Origin of the sequence: Providencia lanzhouensis (assembly GCF_050469745.1) — a bacterium.
GTDB lineage: Bacteria > Pseudomonadota > Gammaproteobacteria > Enterobacterales > Enterobacteriaceae > Providencia > Providencia lanzhouensis.
In genome coordinates this window covers 1,498,855-1,524,402 of record NZ_CP174123.1, presented here as the reverse complement: position 1 = coordinate 1,524,402, position 25,548 = coordinate 1,498,855, and the positions used below count along the sequence as shown (strand labels likewise).

The following is a 25,548-nucleotide window of genomic DNA, read 5'->3' as shown; positions in this document are numbered from 1 at the left end:
TATTTAACGCATCTAATGACTCGTTATTCCGCGATATTGTCGATTAACGCCATCTCTTCACTGGTCAATAATTTTTCGATATCAACCAAAATCAACATACGTTCGCCTACTGTTCCTAGACCGGTCAGATACTGAGTGGATAATGTCACCGCGAAATCTGGCGGTGGTGCAATTTGCTCTTCATGCAACACCAGTACATCGGAAACACCATCAACCACAATTCCCACAACTCGGTCTTTTAAGTTCACAACGATGACGACGGTGTTGTCGTTGTAAACTACGTTTTCATGGGAAAACTTAATGCGCAGATCGATGATCGGAATAATGACGCCACGCAGGTTGGTGACACCTTTAATAAAGTCAGGAGTATTCGCAATACGAGTCACTTGCTCATAACCACGAATTTCCTGCACTTTTAAAATCTCGATTCCGTACTCTTCTTCACCAAGCGTAAAAATGAGGTAGCCTTCGCCATTCTTTTCTTCTTCAAGCTTGTTTAAATCGTCATCTAACATAGACATGGTATATAACCTCTATTTAGTGCATTACTGGTTGAGAAACAGGTTGTTTCTTATTAATCAAAATGTTGTTGTTCATTCTCTGCAATTCTGCGACGTCTAAAATCAGCGAAACAGAACCGTCGCCCATGATGGTTGCAGCGGAAATTCCCGGAATTTTGCGATAATTACTTTCGATATTTTTCACCACGACCTGCTGCTGCCCCACCAGCTTGTCAACCAATAAAGCGAAACGATGCCCCGCATTTTGGATGATCAGCGCGATACTATTGGCAAGATTTGGTTCGGCATTTTTGATAGAAAAGACGTGATGCAATTCGACCAGTGGTAAATATTCACCGCGAACGAGCAGCATTTTTTCTTCACCGGCAAGGCGATAGATATCCTCTGGACGTGGCTGTAATGTGCTAATAATTGCACTAAGTGGCACGATAAACACATCGTCAGAGACTTTGACTGACATACCATCAAGAATGGCTAAGGTTAATGGCAGTAAAATCCGAATGATGGTGCCTTTACCTTCTGTGAAACCGATTTGAATACGTCCGCCCATGTCTTGAATGTTTCGTTTAACCACGTCCATTCCGACACCACGCCCTGAAACATCCGTCACCACTTCGGCAGTAGAGAAGCCCGGCGCCATGATCAACATCGCGACTTCATCGTTGGTCATGCCATCGTGAACATTCATACCTTGAGAGCGAGCTTTTGCTAAAATTCGTTCGCGGTTTAGCCCTGCCCCATCATCACGCACTTCGATACAGATATTGCCGCTTTGATGTGCCGCAGAGAGCGTTAATGTTCCCGCTTCAGGTTTACCATTTGCCAAGCGAACTTCTGGTTTTTCAATACCATGGTCAAGACTGTTTCGGACAAGGTGATTAAGAGGGTCGACGATGCGTTCGATAAGGCTCTTGTCTAATTCAGTTGAGCTACCTTCCACCTTCAGTTCGATTTTCTTACCCAGTTTAGAGGCAATATCGCGCACCATACGCGGGAAGCGGCTGAAGACATAATCCATCGGCATCATACGAATGGACATAACTGACTCTTGCAGAGCGCGTGAGTTACGCTCTAATTGAACGATAGAACTGAGTAAATCTGCATATTCGTTTTGGTCAACTTGTTGGCTATGCTGAGTCAACATTGACTGGATGATTACCAGCTCGCCGACTAAGTTGATCAGTTGGTCAACTTTTTCAACTGCAACACGAATACTGCTTGAATCCCCTTTGGGCTTCGCTGCAGCAGCTTTTTTAGTGGCTGCGGATGACGATGCTGAAGATGATGATGTCGAAGATGGCGCCGACGTTGGTGCCGCAACAAGTGTAGATGTCGGTACAACCGCTTGAGGCGCTTCAACTGGATCGGCAGGTGCTTCAACCATTGCTGCCAACTCTTCCACCGTTGCTTCCAGTTCTTCGAGAGTTGCAGCAACTTTACTTTTCTGGTTACTACCTTGTGTTGCACGCTGGCACTCTTCAAAACTGATTTCGCTATGCTGGATTTGAGACTCATCCACGACGAAACACAGTACCCCACAGATATCTTCGATATCCGTATTGGTCCCTAACCACGCTTTTAAGCTGGAATCACTTTTTTCAGAGCCAAATAAGCTACCGAATAAACCTAGTTCATCCGCTAATACATCTACTTCCGTCGATTTCAGACCGTTTAACGTAATGATGAAATAGTGAGAAAATTCGTTATTTGTCAACGCAGCATGAGTTTGCATCGCGGTTTCTGACGAGGACTCTTCTGTCGCAACATCGTCAGCCACAACACAGTCAGTCTCTTCGGTACTCATGCTAACAAGAGCGGCAACCTCTTCCGGGCCGACTTCGCTGACATCATGTTCAATGCTTTTGAGCACATCACAAATGCGTTTGAAAGTCTCATCATCCGGTAATGAGTCATTTTTATAGGCATCCAATTGGGACACCATCACGTCTTTTGCATCTAAGAAAACGTCAATAATATCTGGCGTTAATGTCAGCTCATCATGACGTGCCTTATCGAGCAAGTTTTCTAAGGTATGCGTGGTGTTTTGTAGATGAGTGAAACCAAAGGTTGCCGCCCCACCTTTAATTGAGTGGGCACTGCGGAATATGGCATTGAGCTGCTCGCTATCTGGGTCAATAGGATCAAGCTCAAGCAAATGCTGTTCCATATCCCTAAGCAACTCATCGGCTTCATCGAAAAATGTTTGATAAAACTCGGTAATATCCATGCTTTTTATCCAATTTCGCTTAAGTTTCACTTAACACTGACTGCCGGATAAGTCCGGCAGTAGTGAGATTCGGGTGATTATGGTTTTTGTCATTACTGTTTATCGGGTGACTTTGTCACCTTCACAGTCACGACATCACTGTTTGCCGGTATTGGCACATCTTCTGGGCCTTTTTTCAGCACATCGTTAATCGGTGTTGCGCCATCGTATTCATGTAAAATTTGATTTGTTTCATCTTCATTCAATACGATGATGCTGATCCGCCGGTTGACGGGTGCTAAGCCGTTTTCTTTGTCTAAATGGATGGATGAGGCCATCCCTACTACACGTAAAACTTTGCGCTCATCCATTCCCCCCATGATCAGCTCACGGCGAGAGGCATTGGCTCTATCGGATGAGAGTTCCCAGTTGCTGTAATAGGCTTCGCTGGCATACGGCAAGTCATCCGTATGTCCTGAAATACTAATGCGATTCGGGACATCATTGAGTAGTGGCGCAATGGCACGCAGAATATCGCGCATGTAAGGCTCGACGGTAGCAGAACCCACTTTAAACATAGGGCGATTGGCGCTATCTACGATTTGAATTCGTAAACCATCGTTGATCATGTCAATCAATAAATGGGGTTTTAATTCATTCAAACGCGGGTCTTGTAAAATCGCTTGCTCAAGATTTTCTTTTAATTTTTCAAATCGATAATTCGCATCACCGGAAATGATGTCATTTGGTTCTGGCATCACGTCACCATCACGAAAAATCGGATCTTTTCCACCACCGGGAATGGGGTTAGTGGCATCTCCGCTTTTCGTTCCTGGGTTGATGGCAGTACTGAGCGGAGTACGAAAATACTCCGCTATCTTGGTTAATTCTTGAGGACTGGAGATGGAAATCAGCCACATAACCAGAAAGAATGCCATCATCGCAGTCATAAAATCAGCGTAAGCAATTTTCCATGCTCCACCGTGGGCATGCTGCTGATGACCGCCTTTTTTCTTAACACGAATAATTTGAGGGCCATTGGCTGCCATTAGCGATTACTCCTCAGTAGTTTCTGTTGCGCGATTACCGACTTTGACTTCACGGACTTTGTCTTCCAGCTCAAGGAATGATGGTCTATCAACGCTAAATAAGACTTTACGACCAAATTCAACCGCAATTTGAGGGGCATACCCTTGCAACGAAGAGAGGAAAGTGACTTTAATACACTCCATCATTTTTAATTGTTCGCTACTGCGCTGACGAATTAAACTAGCCAGTGGCAAAATAAATCCATAAGCCACTAAAATACCAAGGAAAGTTCCTACCATTGCATGAGCAATCAAGGCGCCCAATTCACCCGCAGGTCGGTCTGCAGCTGCAAGTGCATTCACCACACCTAGAACAGCCGCCACGATCCCGAACGCAGGCATGGATTCACCCACCATGTTCAAACCGGATGCTGGTACTTCATTTTCTTGACGGAATGTTTCTAGCTCTTCATCCATTAATGCTTCGATTTCATGGGCTTGTAAGTTACTTGTCACCATTAAACGTAAATAATCCACGATAAACATCATGGCAGTTTGATCTTTGAGAATGCGAGGATACTGAGAAAAAATCTCACTCTCTTGCGGGTTTTCAATATCTTTTTCGAGCGCAAGTAGACCTTGTTGACGAGATTTATTCAAAAGCTGAAATAACAAAGCCATCAAGTCCATTGACATGGCTTTGTTGTAAGAAGAGCGACGGAAGAGTCTTGGTAATACTTTGCATAATGCAACGATGGCTTTACCACTGTTACCCACAACAAATGCGCCTAAACCAGCCCCTAAAATAATGACAAACTCAGCTGGTTGGTACAGCGCGCCAAGATGACCACCGACCATGACATAGCCACCGATAACGGCAGCTGTAACAATGATATATCCGATGAGTATTAACACAGTATTCCCTTTCACTCCGTTGGTTAACAGATGGCAGTCAAAGGGAATATGAGGAAGGACAGGCAATAAAATTGCCTGTAAACCAAATTAATCCAATTACATTACCGCTTTGGTAATGCCATCTTGTCGATATTCCGTAATATCGGCGAGATGCTCGGAAAGTTTACGTTTTTTTATCGCTCGTGATGGAGGCTGGCACAAGCTACACGTAAAACTATTTTCAGGAATGTGGGCATAGGTGATAAATGAACCACTACAGCAATTGCAATCGGAACTTTGCAACATGCCACTTTCCACAAAACGAACTAATGTCCATGCACGGGTTAATGCCAAAATTGGCTCGTCTCCAGTATTGGGTGAACACTGCTCTAGATAGAGTCGATAGGCTTTGAGAATAGCATCAACCCCTTCACATTGACCGGTTTTCAGTAAAAACTGATAGGCGTTGTAGAACATGGATGAGTGAATATTTTGTTCCCATGTCATAAACCAATCGGTTGAAAAAGGGAGCATCCCTTTTGGTGGTGGGCAACCTCTGAGTTCTTTGTATAAACGCACTAAGCGTCCGCGACTAATTTGAGTTTCGCTTTCTAACATCTGCAGGCGAGCCCCAAGAGAAATCAATTCCATTGCCAAACGAATATCATTAGCTTCCTTGACAATACTTTTTTCAGCTACGCTACTCATCTTTTTCTCGCTATATCTGAATCGGACTCATTATGCGTTTGCAATAATCGGGTAGAAAGAAGGATACCCGTATGAATTTGCTGCAATTCATCAACTCGAGAATCTCGAGTAAGCTTTTCAATCGTGTCGCTGTTTTCAAATCTAAATTGACAGATTAGCTGATTTGTTTCCGCTAATTTAACCAATTGAGGTAAAGAAAGTTCTGCTAAAGTGTTTGCCATTGAATCGGAAATCCCGAGACGGAACATGGCAGTGGCTTTTTCCTGGGCGATAAGCTTTTGAGCTAAAAGCAAATATGAAAGATTAATATCGTATATATGCTTCAGAAAATCAGTGGTAGAGCTCATTTTTTTATACCTTTCGAATAATTATTAACATCTGCATGAAGAAAGAACAAATATCAATTTGAGCCGAATGTGTTAACCAAAGTTTTAAATATGAAAATAATTAAAGCTGGATAGTGTAGTCCATTACTATCCCATGAGGTCCATTGAAATACCCAGTTTGGAGTATATAAACACACAGGTTCAAACTTAAATTAAATATATTTCCTGATTACCTACAACAATAACGAGTGGCTAAAAAGTTAGCATTTCCTGTAAATCTCAGAATATACCGATTTCATTATTAGCCGTTAATTATTATGCACCACTAAATTAACTATTCAAGACACTTATGTTTCTTTTTGGTCTATCGGGATAATTATCCATCTATATATTAACAATTCTTTATTACAACTATATCTTAATCCTACTTATCTCAAATATTCACAACATTTAGATTTTTCATAAGTCAAATACTAGCATTTTAAGTAAAAAACTCACACATATGAGGGAATTTATAAGCGATAAACACTAAGCATAACGAAAGAGCCTACATATTGATCTAAATCAATCTTTATTACTCTCGTAAAAATGCAATTCGTTTAAAGGCTTAGTAATATCGGTAACTTAGGAATAAAAATTAAACATTATTTTTCAATGTGTTTAATCAAAATTACAAATCTTAATCAAATTAATTCAATTTTTTCCTGCCAAGATTAAAGTTAAATTTGTCATACATATTATTATTCCATAGTAAATTTATATTAATTAAATTTAACTGTATTAATATTAACCAATAGCAATAACATTAAAAATTCTAATTAAGACCATTTTATATACAGACAATACCATTAAAGATTTCAGATAAAATTGTCATGAATTTTCATCGAGCATTGCCATATTAATAAGCAATATTGTTATTTTTGTATGACAAACTCATTTTAATTAAATTAACTTTTCAAACATTTGATTAACCTATTTAGCTATTATTTTTTGCATAAAAAATTCAAGCCACAGCATTAGTTAGCGCACTGAGTTATTGATAAAAGGAAAAAATAAAAAAAACTAAGCACCATTCTCCTAGCGAATTTATAAACAATAAGATGGTCATCCAAGTTCACTACATCTATGTGTAAATAAGCAAGACCTGCTTCGAAAATATGACTTATGTAAATAAGTAATTTAACTTATTACCCCCGCGTACATATCGCTGTTTATTTACCAGTTAGTAACAATGAATGATAATATCATTATGTTACTATATACTTTTATTTTAACAAATTACTTAACCACAATGACAACATTACGTATAACTGCTTATTCGAATTAAGATACATATACGTTTTCATATGTTTTATTTAAAAAATTATATGATGACTAAAAGGGTAAAATTGGCATATTGATACTGAGGTGAAGGGTGGATAAAATATTGTTAAAACTGGGACTTGGCTCACAAAGAGGTGATGAGGTTACATCATGGTTTCATTATGAAACAGGCTTATTCTTTAGCCAATCAGGCATAAAATCGGTAAAAATGTTCGTTCTCCAAACTATCGCTATCCGTTTTTCATTTTATTAACATGCAACCCATTGTCTATTCTGTGACGCTTTGTACTATTTATCTTATAAAGAAATTAATTTTTGAGGTTTACTATGTTTAATTATTTAGCAACAGTTGAATTTGTCGAAGATGAAGGAGTATACGAAATTAATTTTTGTGATTTTCCCGATATTCAAGGCGTGACTTATTGCGCAGAAGATGTCGAACTAGAGGCTCAAGAAACATTACTCGCCACACTTTCGGAGCTAATCACATTAAGAAACCCGATTCCTCTTCCCCAAAATTCGGTCACTAATGCGTTTGCTATTCATTTACCTGTATTGAGTTGCTTAAAAATCGCACTGCACAATGCCATTCTTGAAACTCAAACTCCGCGGAGCAAACTTGCTCGGACACTCAATATCAGCGCTCAACAAATAGAGCGGTTACTTGACCTACAATATGCATCAAAAATTGAAGCGCTCGAACAAGCTTTATTTGTCGTGGGATATGACGTGAAAGTGACCGTTAGCCCTATCGTTTAGAAATAGCCAACGAAGATAACGGTTAAAAAGAAGAAAACTCGTGGCATTTTCAGTTAAAAAATAAGCTATATCACTCTTATATATATCCAATACCCCAACTGTCATTATTTAGAATTAAGTATTTGGTACATTTCATCTTATTCTGCTATTTTTATTTTTAGGTTAATTTTTCGTTAATAGTGTTAATAGCCTAGGAGGATCCGTTGGTTAAACCAGCGGTCTCTCAGCCATTTGTAAATTTTCTCTTACTCTAATTGAGATTTATGTCACAATATTTCGAGCAAACACAGCCTCAAACTTAAAAAAATAGTGTGGGCTAATATCACAATGACAATCGGATAAATAACAATATGGAAGAAAATGCAGCGACAACCACCTCTCGGCCATCTTCTGACCGAAATCAACTAAAACGTAGCCTCAGTAACCGTCATATTCAGTTAATTGCCATTGGTGGAGCCATTGGTACAGGGCTATTTATGGGATCAGGAAAGACCATCTCCCTTGCGGGTCCCTCTATTATCTTTGTCTACATGATCATCGGCTTTGTGCTGTTTTTTGTCATGCGAGCCATGGGGGAATTACTGCTATCCAACCTGGACTATAAATCTTTCAGTGATTTTTCTGCGGATTTAATCGGTCCATGGGCTGGCTTTTTTGTGGGATGGACTTACTGGTTCTGCTGGGTGATCACGGGAATAGCCGATATTATCGCGATCACCTCGTACGTCAGTTTCTGGGTGCCTAATTTCCCGGAATGGGTGACTTCATTTATCTGTGTTGCCACCCTACTGACGCTTAACTTAGTTTCTGTTCGACTATTTGGTGAACTGGAATTCTGGTTCGCGATGATCAAAATTGTCGCCATTGTGACACTAATTGCCGTTGGCGGTACGTTGATTGCGATGAATTTCCAATCACCGGCCGGGCACACTGCATCCTTAAGTAATATTTGGAACGATGGCGGAATGTTCCCAATGGGACTCAGTGGGTTCTTTGCGGGATTCCAAATTGCTATTTTCGCCTTTGTGGGAATTGAATTAGTGGGAACCGCCGCAGCGGAAACCCGTGATCCTGAAAAATCCCTGCCGAAAGCTATTAACGCTATCCCGATTAGGATCATTGCTTTTTATGTTTTATCCCTGATTGTGATTATGGCTGTTACCCCTTGGCGCACCATTTTGGCGGATAAAAGTCCTTTTGTGGAAATGTTCGTGCTAATCAGCCTGCCTGCTGCTGCCAGTATCGTGAACTTTGTGGTACTTACCTCTGCGGCTTCATCAGCAAACAGTGGTGTTTTCTCCACCAGCCGTATGCTGTTTGGGCTATCTAAAGAGGGAGATGCGCCGAAACAATTTAGTCAGTTATCGAAAAAAGCAGTACCCGCAACAGGCTTAATTTTCACCTGTATCTGCCTAAGTTTCGGTATTGTTTTGATCTACTTTATTCCCGATATCATGCATGCATTCACCTTAGTCACAACCGTGTCTGCGATTTTATTCATGTTTATCTGGAGTATGATTTTATTAAGCTACCTGAATTTCCGTAAGAATCGCCCAGAAAAACATGCCGCATCTCGCTATAAGATGCCTTGGGGTATTTTTATGTCGTGGGTCAGTCTCGCCTTCTTTGCTTTCATGGTGGTGTTATTAGCGTTCCAACATGACACCCGACAAGCATTAATTGCGACACCACTGTGGTTTGTTATTCTGTTTATTGGCTACCAAGTCGTAAAACGCCGTAAACCACGTTGATTATTTGACGAATAAGCAATTAACAAAAATAAAAGGCTGGAAGGTTTCCCTTTCAGCCTTTTTACTATCGATAACCAAATCTATCTATTATTTTGTATTGTATTCAGCTTCTGCTTCATCAAAACGGGCTTGTGCTGCTGCGCTTGGCGCCTTAGTTATCAAGCTGATAACAATGATAGCGATAGTCGCAAAGATAAAGCCCGGGATGATTTCATATAAACCTAACCATTTGAATTTCATCCAAACTAATACTGTTACCGCACCGACAACCATCCCGGCTAATGCACCAGTACGTGTCATACGTTTCCACATAACAGAGAGTAAAACGACGGGACCAAATGCGGCACCAAAACCGGCCCACGCATTACTCACCAATCCTAAGACTTTGTTATTTGGGTCTTGGGCAATATAAATTGCGATCGCCGCTACTAACAGCACCATTCCACGCCCTACCCATACTAGCTCTTTCTGGCTCGCTGATTTGCGGAAGAAAGGTTTGTATAAATCTTCGGTCAATGCGCTGGCACATACTAATAATTGGCAACTTAATGTACTCATTACCGCCGCCAAAATCGCAGACAGCAAGATACCCGCAATCCATGGGTTAAACAGTAATCCGGCTAATTCCATGAAAATACGTTCGTTATTTTTCATTACAGAACCTGCTAATGCAGGATTATTTTCAAAATAAGCGATACCAAAGAAGCCAACAGCAATCGTTCCACCTAAGCATAATACCATCCATGTCATACTGATACGGCGTGCTGAACGGATCGTGCGATGTGAATCTGCCGCCATAAAACGCGCCAGAATATGCGGCTGCCCAAAGTAACCCAGCCCCCAACCTAACAATGACAAGATGGCAACAAAGTTCATTCCCTTAAACATATCAAGATATTCAGGGTTTTTAGCTTTAATGACTTCGATTGAAGTATCTAACCCGCCAAGGGATAAAATCACGACAATTGGCGTTAAGATCAGGGCAAAAATCATCAATGATGCTTGAACAGTATCTGTCCAACTTACCGCTAAGAAACCACCTAAGAAAGTATAAGCAATGGTCGCCAATGCCCCTAACCATAGCGCTTTGTCGTAACTAATATTAAAGGTGCTTTCAAACAATAAGCCCCCCGCGACAACTCCTGATGCACAATAGATAGTAAAGAAAACTAAAATAACAACCGCAGAAATAATACGTAAAATCTTACTATTATCTTCAAAACGACTTGTAAAATAGTCTGGCAACGTTAAGGCATTATTATTTTTCTCGGTTTGTACACGTAAGCGCCCTGCAACAAACAACCAGTTCAGATAAGCCCCTAAACATAAACCAATCGCAATCCAGCTTTCAGAAATCCCAGCGAGGAAAATAGCGCCTGGTAAACCCATCAATAACCAGCCACTCATATCTGAAGCCCCTGCAGATAATGCGGTTACCACACTACCTAAACTTCGTCCCCCTAGAATGTAATCATCAAAGTTTTTCGTTGAGCGATAGGCTAAATAGCCGATCAATAACATACCCGTGATATATACGATGAACATAATGATCATCGGAGTGCTTACAGTCATCCTGTCGTCTCCATAGTGCGTCTATTTTGTCGTTATCTTTATAATTTTCTTTGATAACTTTTAATCTCAAGGTGTTGCACTTAATTGCACAATTTTGCGTTTTTTGATGCACACCTTATCTATGTTGTGATTGTTTGTGTTGCAATAACTCAATAACTTTGCCACATCATGCTAGACAGACTCAGATGCTTTTAACAAGAAATTAACTATTTTTTGTTCAATAAATAAAAGACACATCACAAATGTTAAACTTTTAAGTCAAATTCTTAATTAAGCGTTTAACTTGCCACCATCTTAAAAGAGAAAACAATATATTGATTTATAAGTAAATTATAAAAACCCAATCAATGGGTATCATAAATCACTCATAAAAATAAGAGTTGTTTCACATTTTCTTCACATAACACATTAACAATGTTGCACAAAGTTGCAACATCATCATAATGGTGTGTAACTTTTGGTATTTAACACCTGTGAAAAGGAAGGAATTAAGATGAGTAGCACAACAACTATGGGTGTGAGACTTGATGAAGAAACTCGTGACCGCATTAAAGCCGCCGCTCAACGTCTTGATCGCACATCCCATTGGCTTATTAAACAAGCTATATATAATTATTTAGAGCAACTCGATAACAACCAAATTATACCTGAATTATCAACGGTTTTGGATACAAAAGATCAGCATTCTGGTGATGAAATTTCGTCTCCTGAGACCCTTTATCAGCCATTCCTTGAGTTCGCTGAGCATATTTTACCCCAATCCGTAAAACGCTCCGCAATTACATCAGCGTACCGCATTCCTGAAACTCAAGCCGTGCCTATGCTTTTACAACAAGCTGAGCTACCGCCTGAGCAAGCTGATGCGGCTCATAAATTGGCTTATTCCATTGCGGAAAAATTACGTAATCAAAAAAACGGTGTTGGTCGTTCAGGCTTAGTCCAAGGGTTATTACAAGAATTTTCGCTGTCTTCTCAAGAAGGTGTGGCATTAATGTGCCTTGCCGAAGCGCTATTACGTATTCCGGATAAAGCCACTCGCGATGCGCTGATCCGAGACAAAATCAGTACGGGTAACTGGCAATCTCATGTTGGCCAAAGCAGCTCGATGTTCGTCAATGCGGCAACATGGGGGCTTTTATTTACAGGTAAATTAGTCTCTACCCACAATGAAGCCAAATTATCGACATCGTTAAATCGCATTATCAGTAAAAGTGGTGAGCCGCTAGTACGAAAAGGCGTGGATATGGCAATGCGCTTAATGGGTGAACAATTTGTCACCGGCGAAACCATCGCCCAAGCCCTTGCCAACGCACGTAAATTGGAAGACAAAGGTTTCCGCTACTCCTACGATATGCTGGGTGAAGCCGCTTTAACCGAGAAAGATGCCCAAGATTATATGGTCTCTTACCAACAAGCGATCCACGCAATTGGTAAAGCATCGAATGGACGCGGTATCTATGAAGGACCGGGTATTTCCATCAAATTATCGGCACTACATCCGCGTTATAGCCGCGCGCAATACGATCGCGTGATGGAAGAACTGTACCCGCGCTTACTTTCTTTAGTCTTGCAAGCTCACCAATACGATGTTGGTATCAATATTGATGCTGAAGAAGCAGATCGCTTAGAAATTTCTTTAGATTTACTCGAAAAATTGTGTTTTGAGCCGAAATTAGCAGGCTGGAACGGTATTGGTTTTGTCATTCAAGCTTACCAAAAACGCTGCCCATTTGTTATCGACTCAATTATTAATTTAGCCGAACGCAGCCAACGACGCCTGATGATCCGTCTCGTAAAAGGCGCTTATTGGGATAGCGAAATTAAACGTGCGCAAATTGATGGCTTAGAAGGTTATCCAGTTTATACACGCAAAGTGTATACCGACGTTTCTTATATAGCTTGTGCTCGTAAATTACTGTCTGTACCTAATTTAATTTACCCACAATTTGCGACTCATAACGCACATACATTATCAGCTATCTACCAAATTGCAGGTAAAAACTACTACCCTGGTCAATATGAGTTCCAATGCTTACATGGCATGGGTGAGCCATTATATGAACAAGTTGTTGGTAAAGTGGCTGACGGTAAACTCAACCGCCCATGTCGTATTTATGCTCCAGTAGGTACCCACGAAACCTTATTAGCTTACTTAGTACGCCGTCTCTTAGAGAATGGAGCAAATACTTCGTTTGTTAACCGAATTGCGGATGCCACGATCCCATTAGATGAATTGGTTGCTGATCCGGTTAAAGATGTTCGTGAACTGTCTAAAACTGAAGGGCAAATTGGCTTACCACACCCTAAAATTCCATTACCGCGTGACCTATATGGAACCCGTCGTGTTAACTCAATGGGCTTAGATTTATCTAACGAACACCGCTTAGCATCACTCTCGAGCGCATTGCTCAATGCCGCAGCACAAGAAAAAGTCGCGGAGCCACTGCTGGGTGGTGAATTTGTGGCACAACAAGCGCTACCTGAAGCTGTCGCAATTATCAACCCAGCCTGTCATCGTGATATCGTTGGTAAAGTACGCGAAGCCAGTGAACAAGAAGCTGAACATGCGCTTGATATCGCCACTGATGCGGGTGCGATTTGGTTTGCAACGCCACCATCTGAACGTGCTGCTATCCTGTTACGTGCTGCTGACATTATGGAACAACAATTGCAGCCATTATTGGATGTGCTGGTGCGTGAAGCCGGGAAAACTTACGCGAATGCGATTGCTGAAGTTCGTGAAGCGGTTGATTTCTTAAACTATTATGCAACTCAAGTCCGTGAAGATTTTGATAATAACACTCACCGCCCTCTTGGCCCTGTTGTTTGTATCAGCCCATGGAACTTCCCATTAGCCATTTTCTCAGGACAAATCGCAGCGGCATTAGCCGCAGGCAACACTGTGCTGGCTAAACCGGCGGAACAAACACCATTAATTGGTGCTATTGCGGTATCCATTATGCATCAGGCGGGTATTCCTCGTGATGTCCTGCAATTTTTACCAGGTAAAGGTGAAACTATCGGTGCAAAATTAGTAGGCGATCAACGCGTTCGTGGCGTGATGTTTACTGGCTCAACCGAAGTCGCGGGCTTATTGCAGCGCAATATTGCAGGTCGCTTAGATGCTCAAGGTCGCCCGACGCCACTGATTGCAGAAACTGGTGGATTGAATGCGATGATTGTTGATTCTTCCGCTCTCACAGAGCAAGTCGTCACCGATGTCGTCGCCTCTGCATTTGATAGTGCCGGTCAACGCTGCTCTGCATTGCGTATTCTTTGTGTTCAAGAAGATGTCGCTGACCGAACAATTCGTATGTTAAAAGGTGCGATGGAAGAGTGCAGGATGGGTAATCCTGAACACATCTCCACCGATATTGGTCCTGTTATTGATAGTGAAGCCAAAGAGAATATTGACCAACATATTCAACAAATGCGCAGTAAAGGCAAAATCGTTTTCCAAGCCGTCTATGCCGATAGCCAAGATCAGCAAGAACAGGCAGAAGGAACCTACGTTAAGCCAACGCTGATTGAGTTAGATAATATTGGTGAGTTGAAGAAAGAAATTTTCGGACCAGTTCTGCATGTTGTTCGTTTCAAACGTGATGAGTTAGAGCAATTAGTTGACCAAATTAATGCGGCTGGTTATGGATTAACATTAGGTGTTCATACTCGCATTGATGAAACCATCAACCAAGTGGTCGCTAAAGCGAAAGTGGGCAACTTATATGTTAACCGTAATATGGTCGGTGCTGTTGTCGGAGTGCAACCATTTGGTGGTGAAGGACTTTCAGGTACAGGACCTAAAGCCGGTGGACCGCTTTATCTCTACCGTTTATTAAGCGAGCGTCCTGAGAATGCAGTTTGCCAAACACTGGAGCAGCAAGACAGCCATTTACCAATGGATGCAAGTGCTCGCGCTGAGTTACTCGCACCATTTGAAGCATTCTCTGCATGGGTACAAAAACAGAAAACGGATGTTGAGCAATCCATAATTGAACAATCTACGGTTGAACAATTTGCGCGTTTAACGCAAGCCGGTACAACACGTTTATTACCAGGACCAACAGGTGAAAAGAACACCTACACCTTACGTCCACGCGGCACTATTTTATGCCTTAGCGATAATGAGCGTGATTGTTTGACTCAATTATCTGCTGTGCTCGCAAGTGGTTGTCAAACATTGTGGGAAAATAGCGAACTGCACCAGAAGCTATTTAAATCACTGCCAGAAAAAGTTCGCAAAACTATCTCATTCACCAAAGATTGGCAAAACACAGTAGAGCCAATTGAAGGTGTGATTTATCACGGAGATTGCGATCAGCTCAAACACGTTTGCGAAGCGATTGCCAAACGTAAAGGACCGATTATTTCTGTTCAAGGCTTTGAGCGTGGTGAAACTAACTTGCTCATTGAACGCTTAGTACATGAACGTTCTTTAAGTGTGAATACTGCCGCAGCGGGTGGTAATGCAAGCTTAATGACTATCGGATAATAGGCAAAAGCCTGAGTTTTTCAGTCCAGTATAATATAGGCTGATTGACTCAGGCTCTCTCTTAGCAATAACCCCTTGGGTTACATTCATAATATTCTATTCCTTTATCATTAAATCCGAATATCCACTTACTTTTTGTTTCTTGCCATTCTTATTTATCTATAAATTTAATTAAATAGTTCCCATTAATTTTTATTATTATATATTAAGTATTAGCTATAACAGTTGATTACGTTTAATTCTAAATCTGTGCAATTTATGTCATTTATACTGACTATTATTCAAAAAATAAAAAAGGTGCCCTATTGGACACCTATTTGCCTATTTTAGTATTAAAAATAATCGTATAACCAACTATTTTTATTAACTTAAAATATTATTAGTTTTTTTCTGACTGCCAGCTTAAATACTGCTCATATTTACGTAGTGCAATATTGTAGTTGCTAAATGCTGAATCAGTCATTTTATCGCTCAACTGTTCTTGAACTCTACTTGCGGTAAAATCTTTCATTGAAAAGTTAGAGGATGACAGCAGTTCATCTAAGCGGCGCAGACGAACAACGTACTCGCGGACGGTGCTATGACTCATTTCTGTCTGTAAGAACAAATACTGTTTAAAAGACATAATATCGAAATAGTCTGTATTGCTATTACAGAAAATTTCACTACAAAAACGACAAAGTGCTGTAAATTGCCCTTGAAGTTCGCCCCAAGCCGCTTCATCAACCAAATCGGTCATGTCAGCGATAGCTTCTTTATTCAAGATACCATCGTTGAAAACGAGGGAGATACGATCAAGAGTTTTATTACAGTGTGCACAATGAGTTTGGCTGTGTTTAAAATCTTTAATATAACGACTCAACGGCCGTTTCTTTACAATAGAAGCAGACATAATGGTAAAGCTCTGTGTGTAATTATAAAAATAAAAAGTAACAAGATAAATCCGGTTACATACATACCATGCCCATAGCATTAATGATTGTCTGCTATGTTGCATATCGAGATAAGCGTAATTGCCTTATCTCATTTTCTTACTTTCCCTTTGTAAGGTGGATCCTTCTGGGAATGTAATGTAAGAAAATTTATTTCCCTTTGTCCGAAGCATTCTAACCTGTCTAAAACACTTTGGCGAATTTCTTATGAGAGTAATTTTGCATGTAAATTTGACCTAGCGTCAACCTAACGAACCTAATCGTTGTTAACCTAAATAGCAAAGTTTTATCACTTAAAGAACCAAGATTCGAAAGGAGACACCCCTTGGAGGCACAGACTTTACCTGATAACCCCCCAAAGGTTCAAAGGAAATTTAATTTAAAAATCAATATTATATAGTGAAAAGCATTTTATTGATAAATTTGTGATACAGCTCACTTTTCACTTCTATAATCGCATTTTAAATGTACAGCCATTAATTCTATAAATATTCGATAATTCAGTTTTATAAGTGAGGTGTAAATTATTTTTTACACTACTTCTTAATTTTAATTATTTTTACTGTATATGAAAAAAAGTTATTAGTGTCATTAGAAAAGTTATAAGGAGTTTGATTTTCTCCTATTATATACAATTTTTAGTTACTTCTGCTTAACGTATTTTTTACAAAATGGTTTACTACTCGCTAAGTATTTTATGCGGTTATTCTTATTTCATGAATAAGAGAACTCAATATCAATTACGTATTTATACCAATTAATAATAATCCATTCTTATTTTTTGCACGTCATAATAAGCTAACATAAAGCACGATAGATAATTATCGCTACAAAAGTCATTTATAAAGTATAACTATTTATATTAAAGATTAACCATTTGAATTAATTATCAATTTCCTTTTTAGGATTTGTTACATTGATAAAAGAAGATCCTCTTATATACTTAATTTGCTTTATATATAAATAAATTTAATAAGGTTGATTATGAAAAAGATGATTTTAGCTTGTGGACTGGGTTTATTGGCATTGACAATCACTGCGTGTTCAGAAGAAGAGAAAAAAGGTCAAGTTGCTGGTGCAACTGAAACTTGTAACGCTTACTTCGCTGAAGTTGATAGCTTAATTGCTAAAGCTTCTGAGAACCCACAAGCCAAAGCTCAATTAGATGCGATGAAAGGTCAGTTAGAAGAAGGTAAAAAGCAAGTTGCTGCTTTACCTAAAGACCAACAAGATCAAGCTTGCCAGCAAGGCATTGATGCAATGAAACAAATGAAAACAGCTTTAGGTCTGCAATAGTCTTTCCTACTCTGTTAAAAAAAGAGCCTATATGGCTCTTTTTTTATTGTACTGTTTTACTAAAGTAATGTGACTTGAGCAGACTATAACCAAGTTCCAAAGCGTTTAATATAAATGTGCTTCATCCCTTGCGCTACAAAACAATAACTCACTAATGTCAGCACTAACCAAGGGAAATATTCCATTGGTAAAGGCTGCAAGCCAATCATCGTACCAAATGATGAGAACGGAATATAAAGTCCAAGAGCCATGATAATTCCCGTTGTCAGTAACACGGGTAATGCAGCCGTGCTTTGAATGAAGGGAATTTTTTGTGTTCGTAGCATATGAACGACCAAGGTTTGCGACAATAATCCCTCAACAAACCAACCAGATTGGAATAGTGCTTCATGAGCTACACTATTGGCTTGGAATACATACCACATCAAAGCAAATGTCGTGATATCAAAAATGGAAGATGTTGGACCAATCCAAATCATAAATCGTCCAATATTTTTCGCATCCCATTTACGTGGACGTTTTAAAAATTCTTTATCCATTTTGTCCCAAGGTAATGCTAATTGGGACATATCGTACAGCAAGTTTTGAACCAGTAAATGAATAGCTAGCATCGGTAAGAACGGAATAAATGCACTCGCAATAAGAACAGAAAATACATTTCCAAAGTTAGAGCTAGCGGTCATATTTAAATACTTAATAATATTCCCAAACGTTTCTCTTCCTTTGATAACCCCTTGTTCTAATACCATCAAATCCTTTTCTAACAGAATAATATCCGCAGACTCTTTCGCAATATCGGTACCCGTATCTACAGATATTCCTACATCAGCATCCCGTAAAGCGGGTGCATCATTGATCCCATCCCCTAGGAAACCGACAGTATGTCCATTTGCTTGCAGTAGTTTTAGGATCCGAGATTTTTGTAGTGGGGTTAATTTGCAGAAAACGGAAACTTGCTCAACTTTCGTTTTCAGCTCATCATCACTCATTGCCTCGACTTCAAGACCAGTCATTATCTCATCGATATTTAAACCTACATCATGGCAAATTTTTTCAGTGATCACGGCATTATCACCCGTAAGCACTTTGACCATCACGCCATTTTCTCTTAGTGCAGCAATAGCCGAAATTGCACTCTCTTTTGCAGGATCTAAAAATGTAAGAATACCTTGTAACTCGAGTTGTTGTTCTGCTTGAGCCGATAACGGTAACAAAGCTTCAGCATCATTCAATGAACGCGTTGCCAGCAGTAATACCCGGAACCCCTGTTTATTATAGCCACTGACCAGCTCCGCAATCCTAGCTTTAGCTTGGTCATCCAATAAGACGGAGTGTCCATCTTGCTGATAACTATGACAAACAGCCAACATTTCTTCCGCTGCCCCTTTACAGATCAATAAAGCTTCACCTTCAGGGGTTTTTACTGTGACGGATAATTTTCGGCGAATAAAATCAAATGGTAGTTCATCAATTTTTTGATAAGCCTTCAACTGCTCGACTTTATCATTGCCACGTCCACGTCGAATAATTGCCTGGTCCATCATATTTTTGGCACCACTTTGATGGAAACTATTCAACCACGCCAATTGCAAAATTCGGCTATCTTTTTGCCCATTACTGTCGAGATAATGCTCTAAAATGATACGATCTTGCGTCAATGTTCCCGTTTTATCGGTACATAGCACATCCATCGCACCAAAGTTCTGAATAGCATTGAGCCGTTTAACAATAACCTTGTGCTTAGACATGGCTATCGCCCCTTTTGCAAGGTTTGAGCTCACTATCATCGGTAACATTTCAGGGGTTAATCCCACCGCAACAGCCAGTGAAAATAGTGTTGCCTCAAACCAATCACCTTTAGTGAATCCATTGATTAATAAGACAATCGGCACCATTACCAGCATAAAGCGGATTAGCAACCAACTCACACTATTCACGCCGCGATCAAAAGCAGTTTGAGCTCGAGTTCCCACAATCGATTTGGCCAGCGAGCCTAAGTACGTTTTGCTCCCCGTTGCAACCACTATGCCCCTCGCCGTTCCACTCGTTACATTGGTGCCCATCAAACAGATATTGGAAATTTCAAGTAATTCATTTTCTGTCGGTGATGCGGGTTCCAAACTTTTTGCGGACACATTTGCGAGAGTGTCATATTTTTCAACCGGGATAGATTCCCCCGTTAAAATAGCTTGGCTGATAAATAGATCTCGGGATTCCACCAGTTTTAAATCCGCAGGAACCATGTCTCCAGCTGATAATAAAACGATATCCCCTGGCACTAAGCATTTGATTGGTACCTCTTTGCGAATAGAACGTCCCGTTCTATTGTCGCGACGGTATACCGTTGCTGTGGTTCTTACCAAGGATTTCAAGGCTTCTGCCGCTTTATTGGTTCGATATTCTTGCCAAAAGCGCAGCAATCCACTTAATACAACCATCGTGACAATGATGATAACGCCCGTTAAATCAGTATCTTCACCTTGACGCTCAGGGATCACGTAATCAGTAAAGAAACTCACAATCGCGAGGATCATTAAAACAAAAATAAATGGGTTTTTAAAAGAAGTGAGTAATTGCTTCCAAGCAGGAGGTGCTTTTTCATGAGCAACTTCATTTTCCCCCTCGACGACTAGACGGTCGAGAGCCTCATTTTCAGACAACCCCAGAAGGTTAGTTTGATATTCATTGAGAACCTGCTCAATGTTTTTGCTCGCTTGTTCGCCAACAATGAATTTTTGGCGTGCAGGGGCTTTTGCGCCTTTGCGCTGATGCCTTATTTCAGTCATAACGTTATCTCAATAGAGTACAGTTGTACTTTTTAAACGCTATCTGACTGAAAATATTGTATTTTAGCCAGATAGCTCCTGTTTATATCTCCAAGACGGGGGATGCTCGTCCATTTCGGCTCCTTTAATCAGTTAATTTTTAGCAATCAAGCTGGTAGCTCGGATGCCACTTTCCAATTGATAGCACTGACACTTTGCTCAAGACTAATCCGGCAAACCAATGCTTCTATCTCTTTTTGCTCGACTGGCGTGGCAAGAAACTCTGCACACACCTCCAACTGTTCTGGTTTCAATGTATCTGCGCTACTCAATGACTGTAAGCGAATATGCAGGCCATTAATGGCTTGTAAAATCAACGTTCTAACAAGGATTTCATCACCTTGGTGACACATCACACGAATTTTATAACGTTGTTCAACATCCAATGCCTGCTGTTGCGGTTGGCGATTAATTTTTGCTGCGGCTTCACGCAATAGAATATTTGCACATAAAATCAATAAGGTAGCTATTGTGGCCAGTGAGTATTGCCCTAATCCACATAACACACCAATTCCGGCTGAGCACCATAGTGTTGCAGCAGTATTCAGACCTCGAATATTCATGCCTTCACGCATGATCACTCCAGCCCCTAAGAAGCCGATACCTGACACAATTTGTGCAGCAATTCGACCAGGGCTATCAGGTGAAGTTGTCACTGAACTCAAAATAAATACGGCTGCTCCCGTTGCAACCAATGCATTCGTACGCAATCCAGCCATTCTTTGACGCCATTGACGCTCTGCGCCAATTAATGCGCCAAGGCACATTGCAGATAAAAGATTTAATATATCCGGTGTGAAAAACATAATGATCCCTCCATCAAATAATGGATAACAATTAATGGGCAGAATAAAAAGCCCATGCCAAATTGCTGAATAAATAAATATTCAGTAATTAATGGCTATTGCCCGGAGGGAATAGAGAATAAATATAAACTTGCATGATACACACTCACTGCAACAGTGACTATTTCATTCGGAAAATGAAAAATTCTTATATAAATCAGGGAGTATGAGTGATAGAAACATCAGACACCGCCCGCCGTAGTGGCAAGCAGCTAATAGAAGAGATTATTAATTACTTGCCAATTAAATTAAGTTTTTATTACAACTCTGACTGTCCAAGTAATTTATCTCCAATAGATTAATTGTGAGCTGAGTATAGATGCGGCTAATTATTAAGTAAAGATTTAAATGTTAATTATTTTTACACTATATTTTTTATTTTTCAGAAACGAAAAAGCCCGTCCTTAAAAAGGACGGGCTTTAGAAAATCAGTTAAGCAATTAGCTTAGATAGCAGTTACGTTAGCAGCTGCTGGGCCTTTTGCACCGTTTTCAATGGTGAATTCAACTTGCTGGCCTTCTGCCAGAGTTTTGAAACCATTGCCCTGAATGGCAGAGAAGTGGACGAAAACGTCTTTGCTACCATCAGCTGGAGTGATGAAACCGAAGCCTTTAGACTCGTTGAACCACTTAACTTGACCTTTCATTTTGTCGGACATTTGACTTTTCCTATATAACATCAAAAAAACTTGCCTTTTGGCATATATGGGCCAGAGTCAGCTATTTAATCAGGGAAACACCAAGATGAAGCGTCACGGTAAAAGGCTATCTGTGATAACTTTTTTCTTTAGAACACACTAACTCAGTAATCATACATCAAATAGGACTGCTAAACAGGCCGATGCACATTAACTCATGACTTTGAGATAATAGCAACTATTTTATACATTCAATTCTGAAAATATTGCTGTTTTTTTCGATTCCGTCACTTTTAGGCGGAATTATGTTAACAAAAAAACTGCATTTTATTGATATTTTAAAGATTTCTTTTAAATAAAACCCTCTCTAAACCTCAAAAGTCGACAGGATTAATCCCAGACGATGACAATCCAGTTAAATATTTTTTTTAACTGATATATAACAATTCATTCCCTCCATGATACCCTCCTAGTATAGATATCTGACAGAGAGTCACTTACCATGGATATTATCAAACAAATACTTATAGATGATTTAGATGCCATTAATCAGCGTGAGCAACGTGATGGCAAACCTTACTTTAATAGCCAATTTCTCGCCAATCATCCTTATTTATGTATTGGCATGATTGCAGCCTATTTACCGCTTGCCGTGATCTTATGGTACGCACCCTACTTTGGTCCTTATTGGACACTTGGTATAACCCTCTTATTTATTATACTTGCTAGCGTTCTGTTATTTGACATTAAGCCTGTCTACCATTTCGAAGATATTGGCGTACTTGATTTGCGTGTTTGCTATAACGGTGAATGGTTTGTCACTGAAACCGTATCTGAGGACGCGTTAAATAAAATTCTTAATTCTCAGGAAGTCAGCTCAGCAATCAAGCAAGAAATTTCTCGTTTATTAGCATTAAAGGGCAACATCTCCTTTTACGATATTTATCATATTGCTTACCCTGAGGTTTCTTTGCCGACACAAGTTACTTTAGCCGCTCAAAATTAAAACATTATCAATAATATAGCGTAGTTTTTATTCGTAATGAGTAGTGATTGAGCAATTAGATTTAATTTCTATTTTTATCGTTGACAGGTCGAGGTGATATCGTTAATATTCGCCTCGTTCTCAGGAACAACCCAATTCCTCCATAGTTCAGTCGGTAGAACGGCGGACTGTTAATCCGTATGTCGCTGGTTCAAGTCCAGCTGGAGGAGCCAAATTTAAAAAGCCCGCTAAGATTAATTCTTGCGGGCTTTTTGCTTTCTAGCTGTTCTTCTGCCTTTTCATTCTTTTTCACCCTATTCCCGACTACTTTTATTTATTCCGGCTCTACTCATTAATAGAACAATCCTTATGACTTATGTGTAGTTCAATTTTAGCTGCACCGCTTAAAACAGCGGGTAAATTCCTGAAACTCTATAAATAAGGCATAAATAATCACCAAATTGTTTACTTAACAACCTATTGAACATTTTTTTTAATTTTATGCTTTACAACCGAGTACGGGGTCGGTAATATGCGCCTCGTTCTCAGGAACAACCAATTCCTCCATAGTTCAGTCGGTAGAACGGCGGACTGTTAATCCGTATGTCGCTGGTTCAAGTCCAGCTGGAGGAGCCAAATTTAAGAAGCCCGCTCAGGTTAATCCTAGCGGGCTTCTTGCTTTCTAATTCTGCCATTTTTATCTTTCCTACTAATCCCTTATCAAAGATAATTTTTACACATTAAAATTACTTTCCAATCTTAATCACATCTTTTTAACTGGCTCTTTTTTCAGCTATTTTTGACTTAATTTCTTTTACATCTGATCAGTTAGATCAAAATTCTATCGATTCGTGCAGATAACAGGCAAACAAACTTATTTTATCATTTTCCCCTTTGACATTAGCGATTCAGAACGCTAATATCCTCTGCGTGTTAAGGGAGTTCCTCCATAGTTCAGTCGGTAGAACGGCGGACTGTTAATCCGTATGTCGCTGGTTCGAGTCCAGCTGGAGGAGCCAACTTAATCTTTCCTTTCTCTGTTTTATTCTGTTTAAATTCCTTTATTTTCCAGTACGTTAAAAAACTCCAAAGAAAAATAATTTCTATATTAATTGTCCTTGATCATAGCTATTTAATCGTTTTCGTTTTATCATTCTTTCCCGGCTTGAGCATCTGCTCATCACTTCCCCCCCTTATTGGAGCCGGTTTAATGACAACTGTAACTACCCTAACGATCCGCCGCCCTGATGATTGGCATGTTCATTTTCGCGATAATGAAATGTTAAATACAGTCGTGCCGTTCACAAGCCAATTTTTTGGTCGTGCCATTGTCATGCCTAACCTTGTACCCCCTGTTACCACGGTAGAAGCCGCAAGAGCATATCGTGAGCGAATTAAACAAGCGGTACCTGCTGGGCACCAATTTACACCGTTAATGACCTGCTATTTAACTGACACAACTGATGCTGATGAACTAATTCGTGGTTTCAATGAAGGTGTATTTACGGCCTGCAAATTGTACCCCGCGAATGCCACAACAAACTCTAGCCATGGCGTGTCTGACATTAAGAAAATCTACCCTGTTCTTGCTGCCATGGAACAAGCTGGAATGCCATTACTCATTCATGGGGAGGTGACCGCCAGCCATATCGATATCTTCGACCGTGAGGCGCTGTTTATCGAACAAGTCATGCTGCCATTGCGCACTCAATTCCCTCAATTAAAAGTGGTTTTTGAGCACATCACAACCAAAGAAGCCGCACAATATGTGTTAGAGGCTAACGAATTTACAGCGGCGACCTTAACACCACAGCATTTGATGTTTAACCGCAACCATATGTTAGTTGGTGGTGTACGACCGCATCTGTATTGCCTGCCGATTTTAAAACGTAATGTTCATCAAGAAGCATTACGTGCAGCTGTTGCTTCTGGTTGCGATCGCTTCTTCTTAGGTACCGATACTGCGCCGCATGTTCAATCCCGTAAAGAGACATCCTGCGGCTGTGCAGGCGTATTTAACGCTCCAACCGCACTAGCTGCCTATGCAACCGTGTTCGAAGAATTAGGTGCTTTCGCGCATTTCGAAGCATTTTGTTCACTAAATGGACCTAAGTTTTATGGATTACCTGTCAATGAAGGTCACATTACACTGACAAAATCTGAGAATATAACCTGCGAATCTATTGCTTGTGGGACAGATAAATTAATCCCATTCTTAGCGGGTGAAGATTGTGGTTGGACTATCAAAGTAAGCTAATAACATTATGATGTGGAAAGGTTTTATCCTTTTCACATCTTCTTTTTAAAGAATCACCGGCTATTTTTTAAATTTTCACCAAAATTCACAAAAAAATAGTTTTACTACTACCATATTAAAAAAATCTTCTTATACTAGATATAGCTCGTTCTGAGTCACCTGCTCTTAGTCAGTAATAGATATTTACTATT

At 40.1% G+C, this 25,548-nt stretch carries 17 protein-coding genes and 3 tRNA genes; 9 read left to right on the top strand and 11 right to left on the bottom strand.

Annotated elements, in window-relative coordinates:
• Positions 1-23 precede the first annotated feature (23 nt).
• The 6 genes from cheW to flhD form a co-directional block, all read right to left on the bottom strand.
• Positions 24-521, bottom strand: a complete 498-nt coding sequence (cheW, locus tag ACIH2S_RS06955; RefSeq protein ID WP_006662059.1) for a chemotaxis protein CheW — start codon at positions 519-521, stop codon at positions 24-26.
• Between the two features lie 16 nt (positions 522-537).
• Positions 538-2,748, bottom strand: a complete 2,211-nt coding sequence (gene cheA, locus ACIH2S_RS06950) for a chemotaxis protein CheA (RefSeq protein WP_108479570.1) — start codon at positions 2,746-2,748, stop codon at positions 538-540.
• Positions 2,749-2,840: 92 nt separating this feature from the next.
• A complete protein-coding gene (gene motB / locus ACIH2S_RS06945; protein WP_036951498.1) occupies positions 2,841-3,776 on the bottom strand; it encodes a flagellar motor protein MotB in 936 nt (311 codons plus the stop codon).
• A 6-nt stretch (positions 3,777-3,782) separates the two neighbouring features.
• Positions 3,783-4,670 carry a flagellar motor stator protein MotA gene (gene motA / locus ACIH2S_RS06940; protein WP_036951501.1) on the bottom strand — a complete coding sequence of 296 codons (888 nt, stop codon included), beginning with the start codon at positions 4,668-4,670 and terminating at the stop codon, positions 3,783-3,785.
• A gap of 96 nt (positions 4,671-4,766) precedes the next feature.
• A complete protein-coding gene (flhC, locus tag ACIH2S_RS06935; protein ID WP_036951503.1) occupies positions 4,767-5,357 on the bottom strand; it encodes a flagellar transcriptional regulator FlhC in 591 nt (196 codons plus the stop codon).
• Positions 5,354-5,704, bottom strand: coding sequence for a flagellar transcriptional regulator FlhD (flhD, locus tag ACIH2S_RS06930; protein WP_036951507.1), 351 nt, complete (start codon positions 5,702-5,704; stop codon positions 5,354-5,356). The genes flhC and flhD overlap by 4 nt, the downstream gene beginning before the upstream one ends.
• A gap of 1,629 nt (positions 5,705-7,333) precedes the next feature.
• On the opposite strand from flhD, the gene ACIH2S_RS06925 reads away from it, so the two are divergent.
• Both ACIH2S_RS06925 and cycA read left to right on the top strand, forming a co-directional pair.
• Positions 7,334-7,765 carry a hypothetical protein gene (locus tag ACIH2S_RS06925; RefSeq protein WP_036951513.1) on the top strand — a complete coding sequence of 144 codons (432 nt, stop codon included), beginning with the start codon at positions 7,334-7,336 and terminating at the stop codon, positions 7,763-7,765.
• Positions 7,766-8,115: 350 nt separating this feature from the next.
• The gene (gene cycA, locus ACIH2S_RS06920; protein WP_154600298.1) at positions 8,116-9,516 is read left to right on the top strand and encodes a D-serine/D-alanine/glycine transporter; all 1,401 of its coding nucleotides are present in this window, start codon (positions 8,116-8,118) and stop codon (positions 9,514-9,516) included.
• Between the two features lie 87 nt (positions 9,517-9,603).
• On the opposite strand, the gene putP is transcribed toward cycA, so the two are convergent.
• Positions 9,604-11,088, bottom strand: a complete 1,485-nt coding sequence (putP, locus tag ACIH2S_RS06915) for a sodium/proline symporter PutP (protein ID WP_430248338.1) — start codon at positions 11,086-11,088, stop codon at positions 9,604-9,606.
• A gap of 493 nt (positions 11,089-11,581) precedes the next feature.
• Between putP and putA the strand changes: the two genes are divergently transcribed.
• Positions 11,582-15,580, top strand: a complete 3,999-nt coding sequence (gene putA, locus ACIH2S_RS06910) for a trifunctional transcriptional regulator/proline dehydrogenase/L-glutamate gamma-semialdehyde dehydrogenase (RefSeq protein WP_321146806.1) — start codon at positions 11,582-11,584, stop codon at positions 15,578-15,580.
• 379 nt (positions 15,581-15,959) lie between these two features.
• Here the strand turns inward: putA and fliZ are convergent, their stop codons facing one another.
• Entirely contained in the window at positions 15,960-16,472 is a 513-nt protein-coding gene (gene fliZ, locus ACIH2S_RS06905; protein ID WP_036951530.1) for a flagella biosynthesis regulatory protein FliZ, read from the bottom strand.
• 1,024 nt (positions 16,473-17,496) lie between these two features.
• On the opposite strand from fliZ, the gene ACIH2S_RS06900 reads away from it, so the two are divergent.
• Positions 17,497-17,808, top strand: a complete 312-nt coding sequence (locus ACIH2S_RS06900) for a DUF5339 domain-containing protein (protein WP_006657479.1) — start codon at positions 17,497-17,499, stop codon at positions 17,806-17,808.
• Positions 17,809-17,891: 83 nt separating this feature from the next.
• Here the strand turns inward: ACIH2S_RS06900 and mgtA are convergent, their stop codons facing one another.
• From mgtA to cspE, 3 genes are all read right to left on the bottom strand, one after another.
• Complete coding sequence (mgtA, locus tag ACIH2S_RS06895) at positions 17,892-20,594, bottom strand: magnesium-translocating P-type ATPase (protein WP_430248334.1); 2,703 nt, start codon at positions 20,592-20,594, stop codon at positions 17,892-17,894.
• Positions 20,595-20,740: 146 nt separating this feature from the next.
• Positions 20,741-21,439: an MgtC family protein gene (locus tag ACIH2S_RS06890; protein WP_036951537.1), complete on the bottom strand. Its 699-nt coding sequence runs from the start codon at positions 21,437-21,439 to the stop codon at positions 20,741-20,743.
• Between the two features lie 484 nt (positions 21,440-21,923).
• Positions 21,924-22,136: a transcription antiterminator/RNA stability regulator CspE gene (gene cspE, locus ACIH2S_RS06885; RefSeq protein WP_004909801.1), complete on the bottom strand. Its 213-nt coding sequence runs from the start codon at positions 22,134-22,136 to the stop codon at positions 21,924-21,926.
• 481 nt (positions 22,137-22,617) lie between these two features.
• Between cspE and ACIH2S_RS06880 the strand changes: the two genes are divergently transcribed.
• From ACIH2S_RS06880 to pyrC, 5 genes are all read left to right on the top strand, one after another.
• Positions 22,618-23,121, top strand: a complete 504-nt coding sequence (locus tag ACIH2S_RS06880; RefSeq protein ID WP_036951540.1) for a YlaC family protein — start codon at positions 22,618-22,620, stop codon at positions 23,119-23,121.
• Positions 23,122-23,257: 136 nt separating this feature from the next.
• A tRNA-Asn gene (locus tag ACIH2S_RS06875) sits at positions 23,258-23,333 on the top strand.
• A gap of 327 nt (positions 23,334-23,660) precedes the next feature.
• Positions 23,661-23,736: transfer RNA gene (locus ACIH2S_RS06870), tRNA-Asn, on the top strand.
• A 307-nt stretch (positions 23,737-24,043) separates the two neighbouring features.
• Positions 24,044-24,119, top strand: a tRNA-Asn gene (locus ACIH2S_RS06865).
• 191 nt (positions 24,120-24,310) lie between these two features.
• A complete protein-coding gene (gene pyrC, locus ACIH2S_RS06860; protein WP_036951541.1) occupies positions 24,311-25,357 on the top strand; it encodes a dihydroorotase in 1,047 nt (348 codons plus the stop codon).
• Positions 25,358-25,548 lie beyond the last annotated feature (191 nt).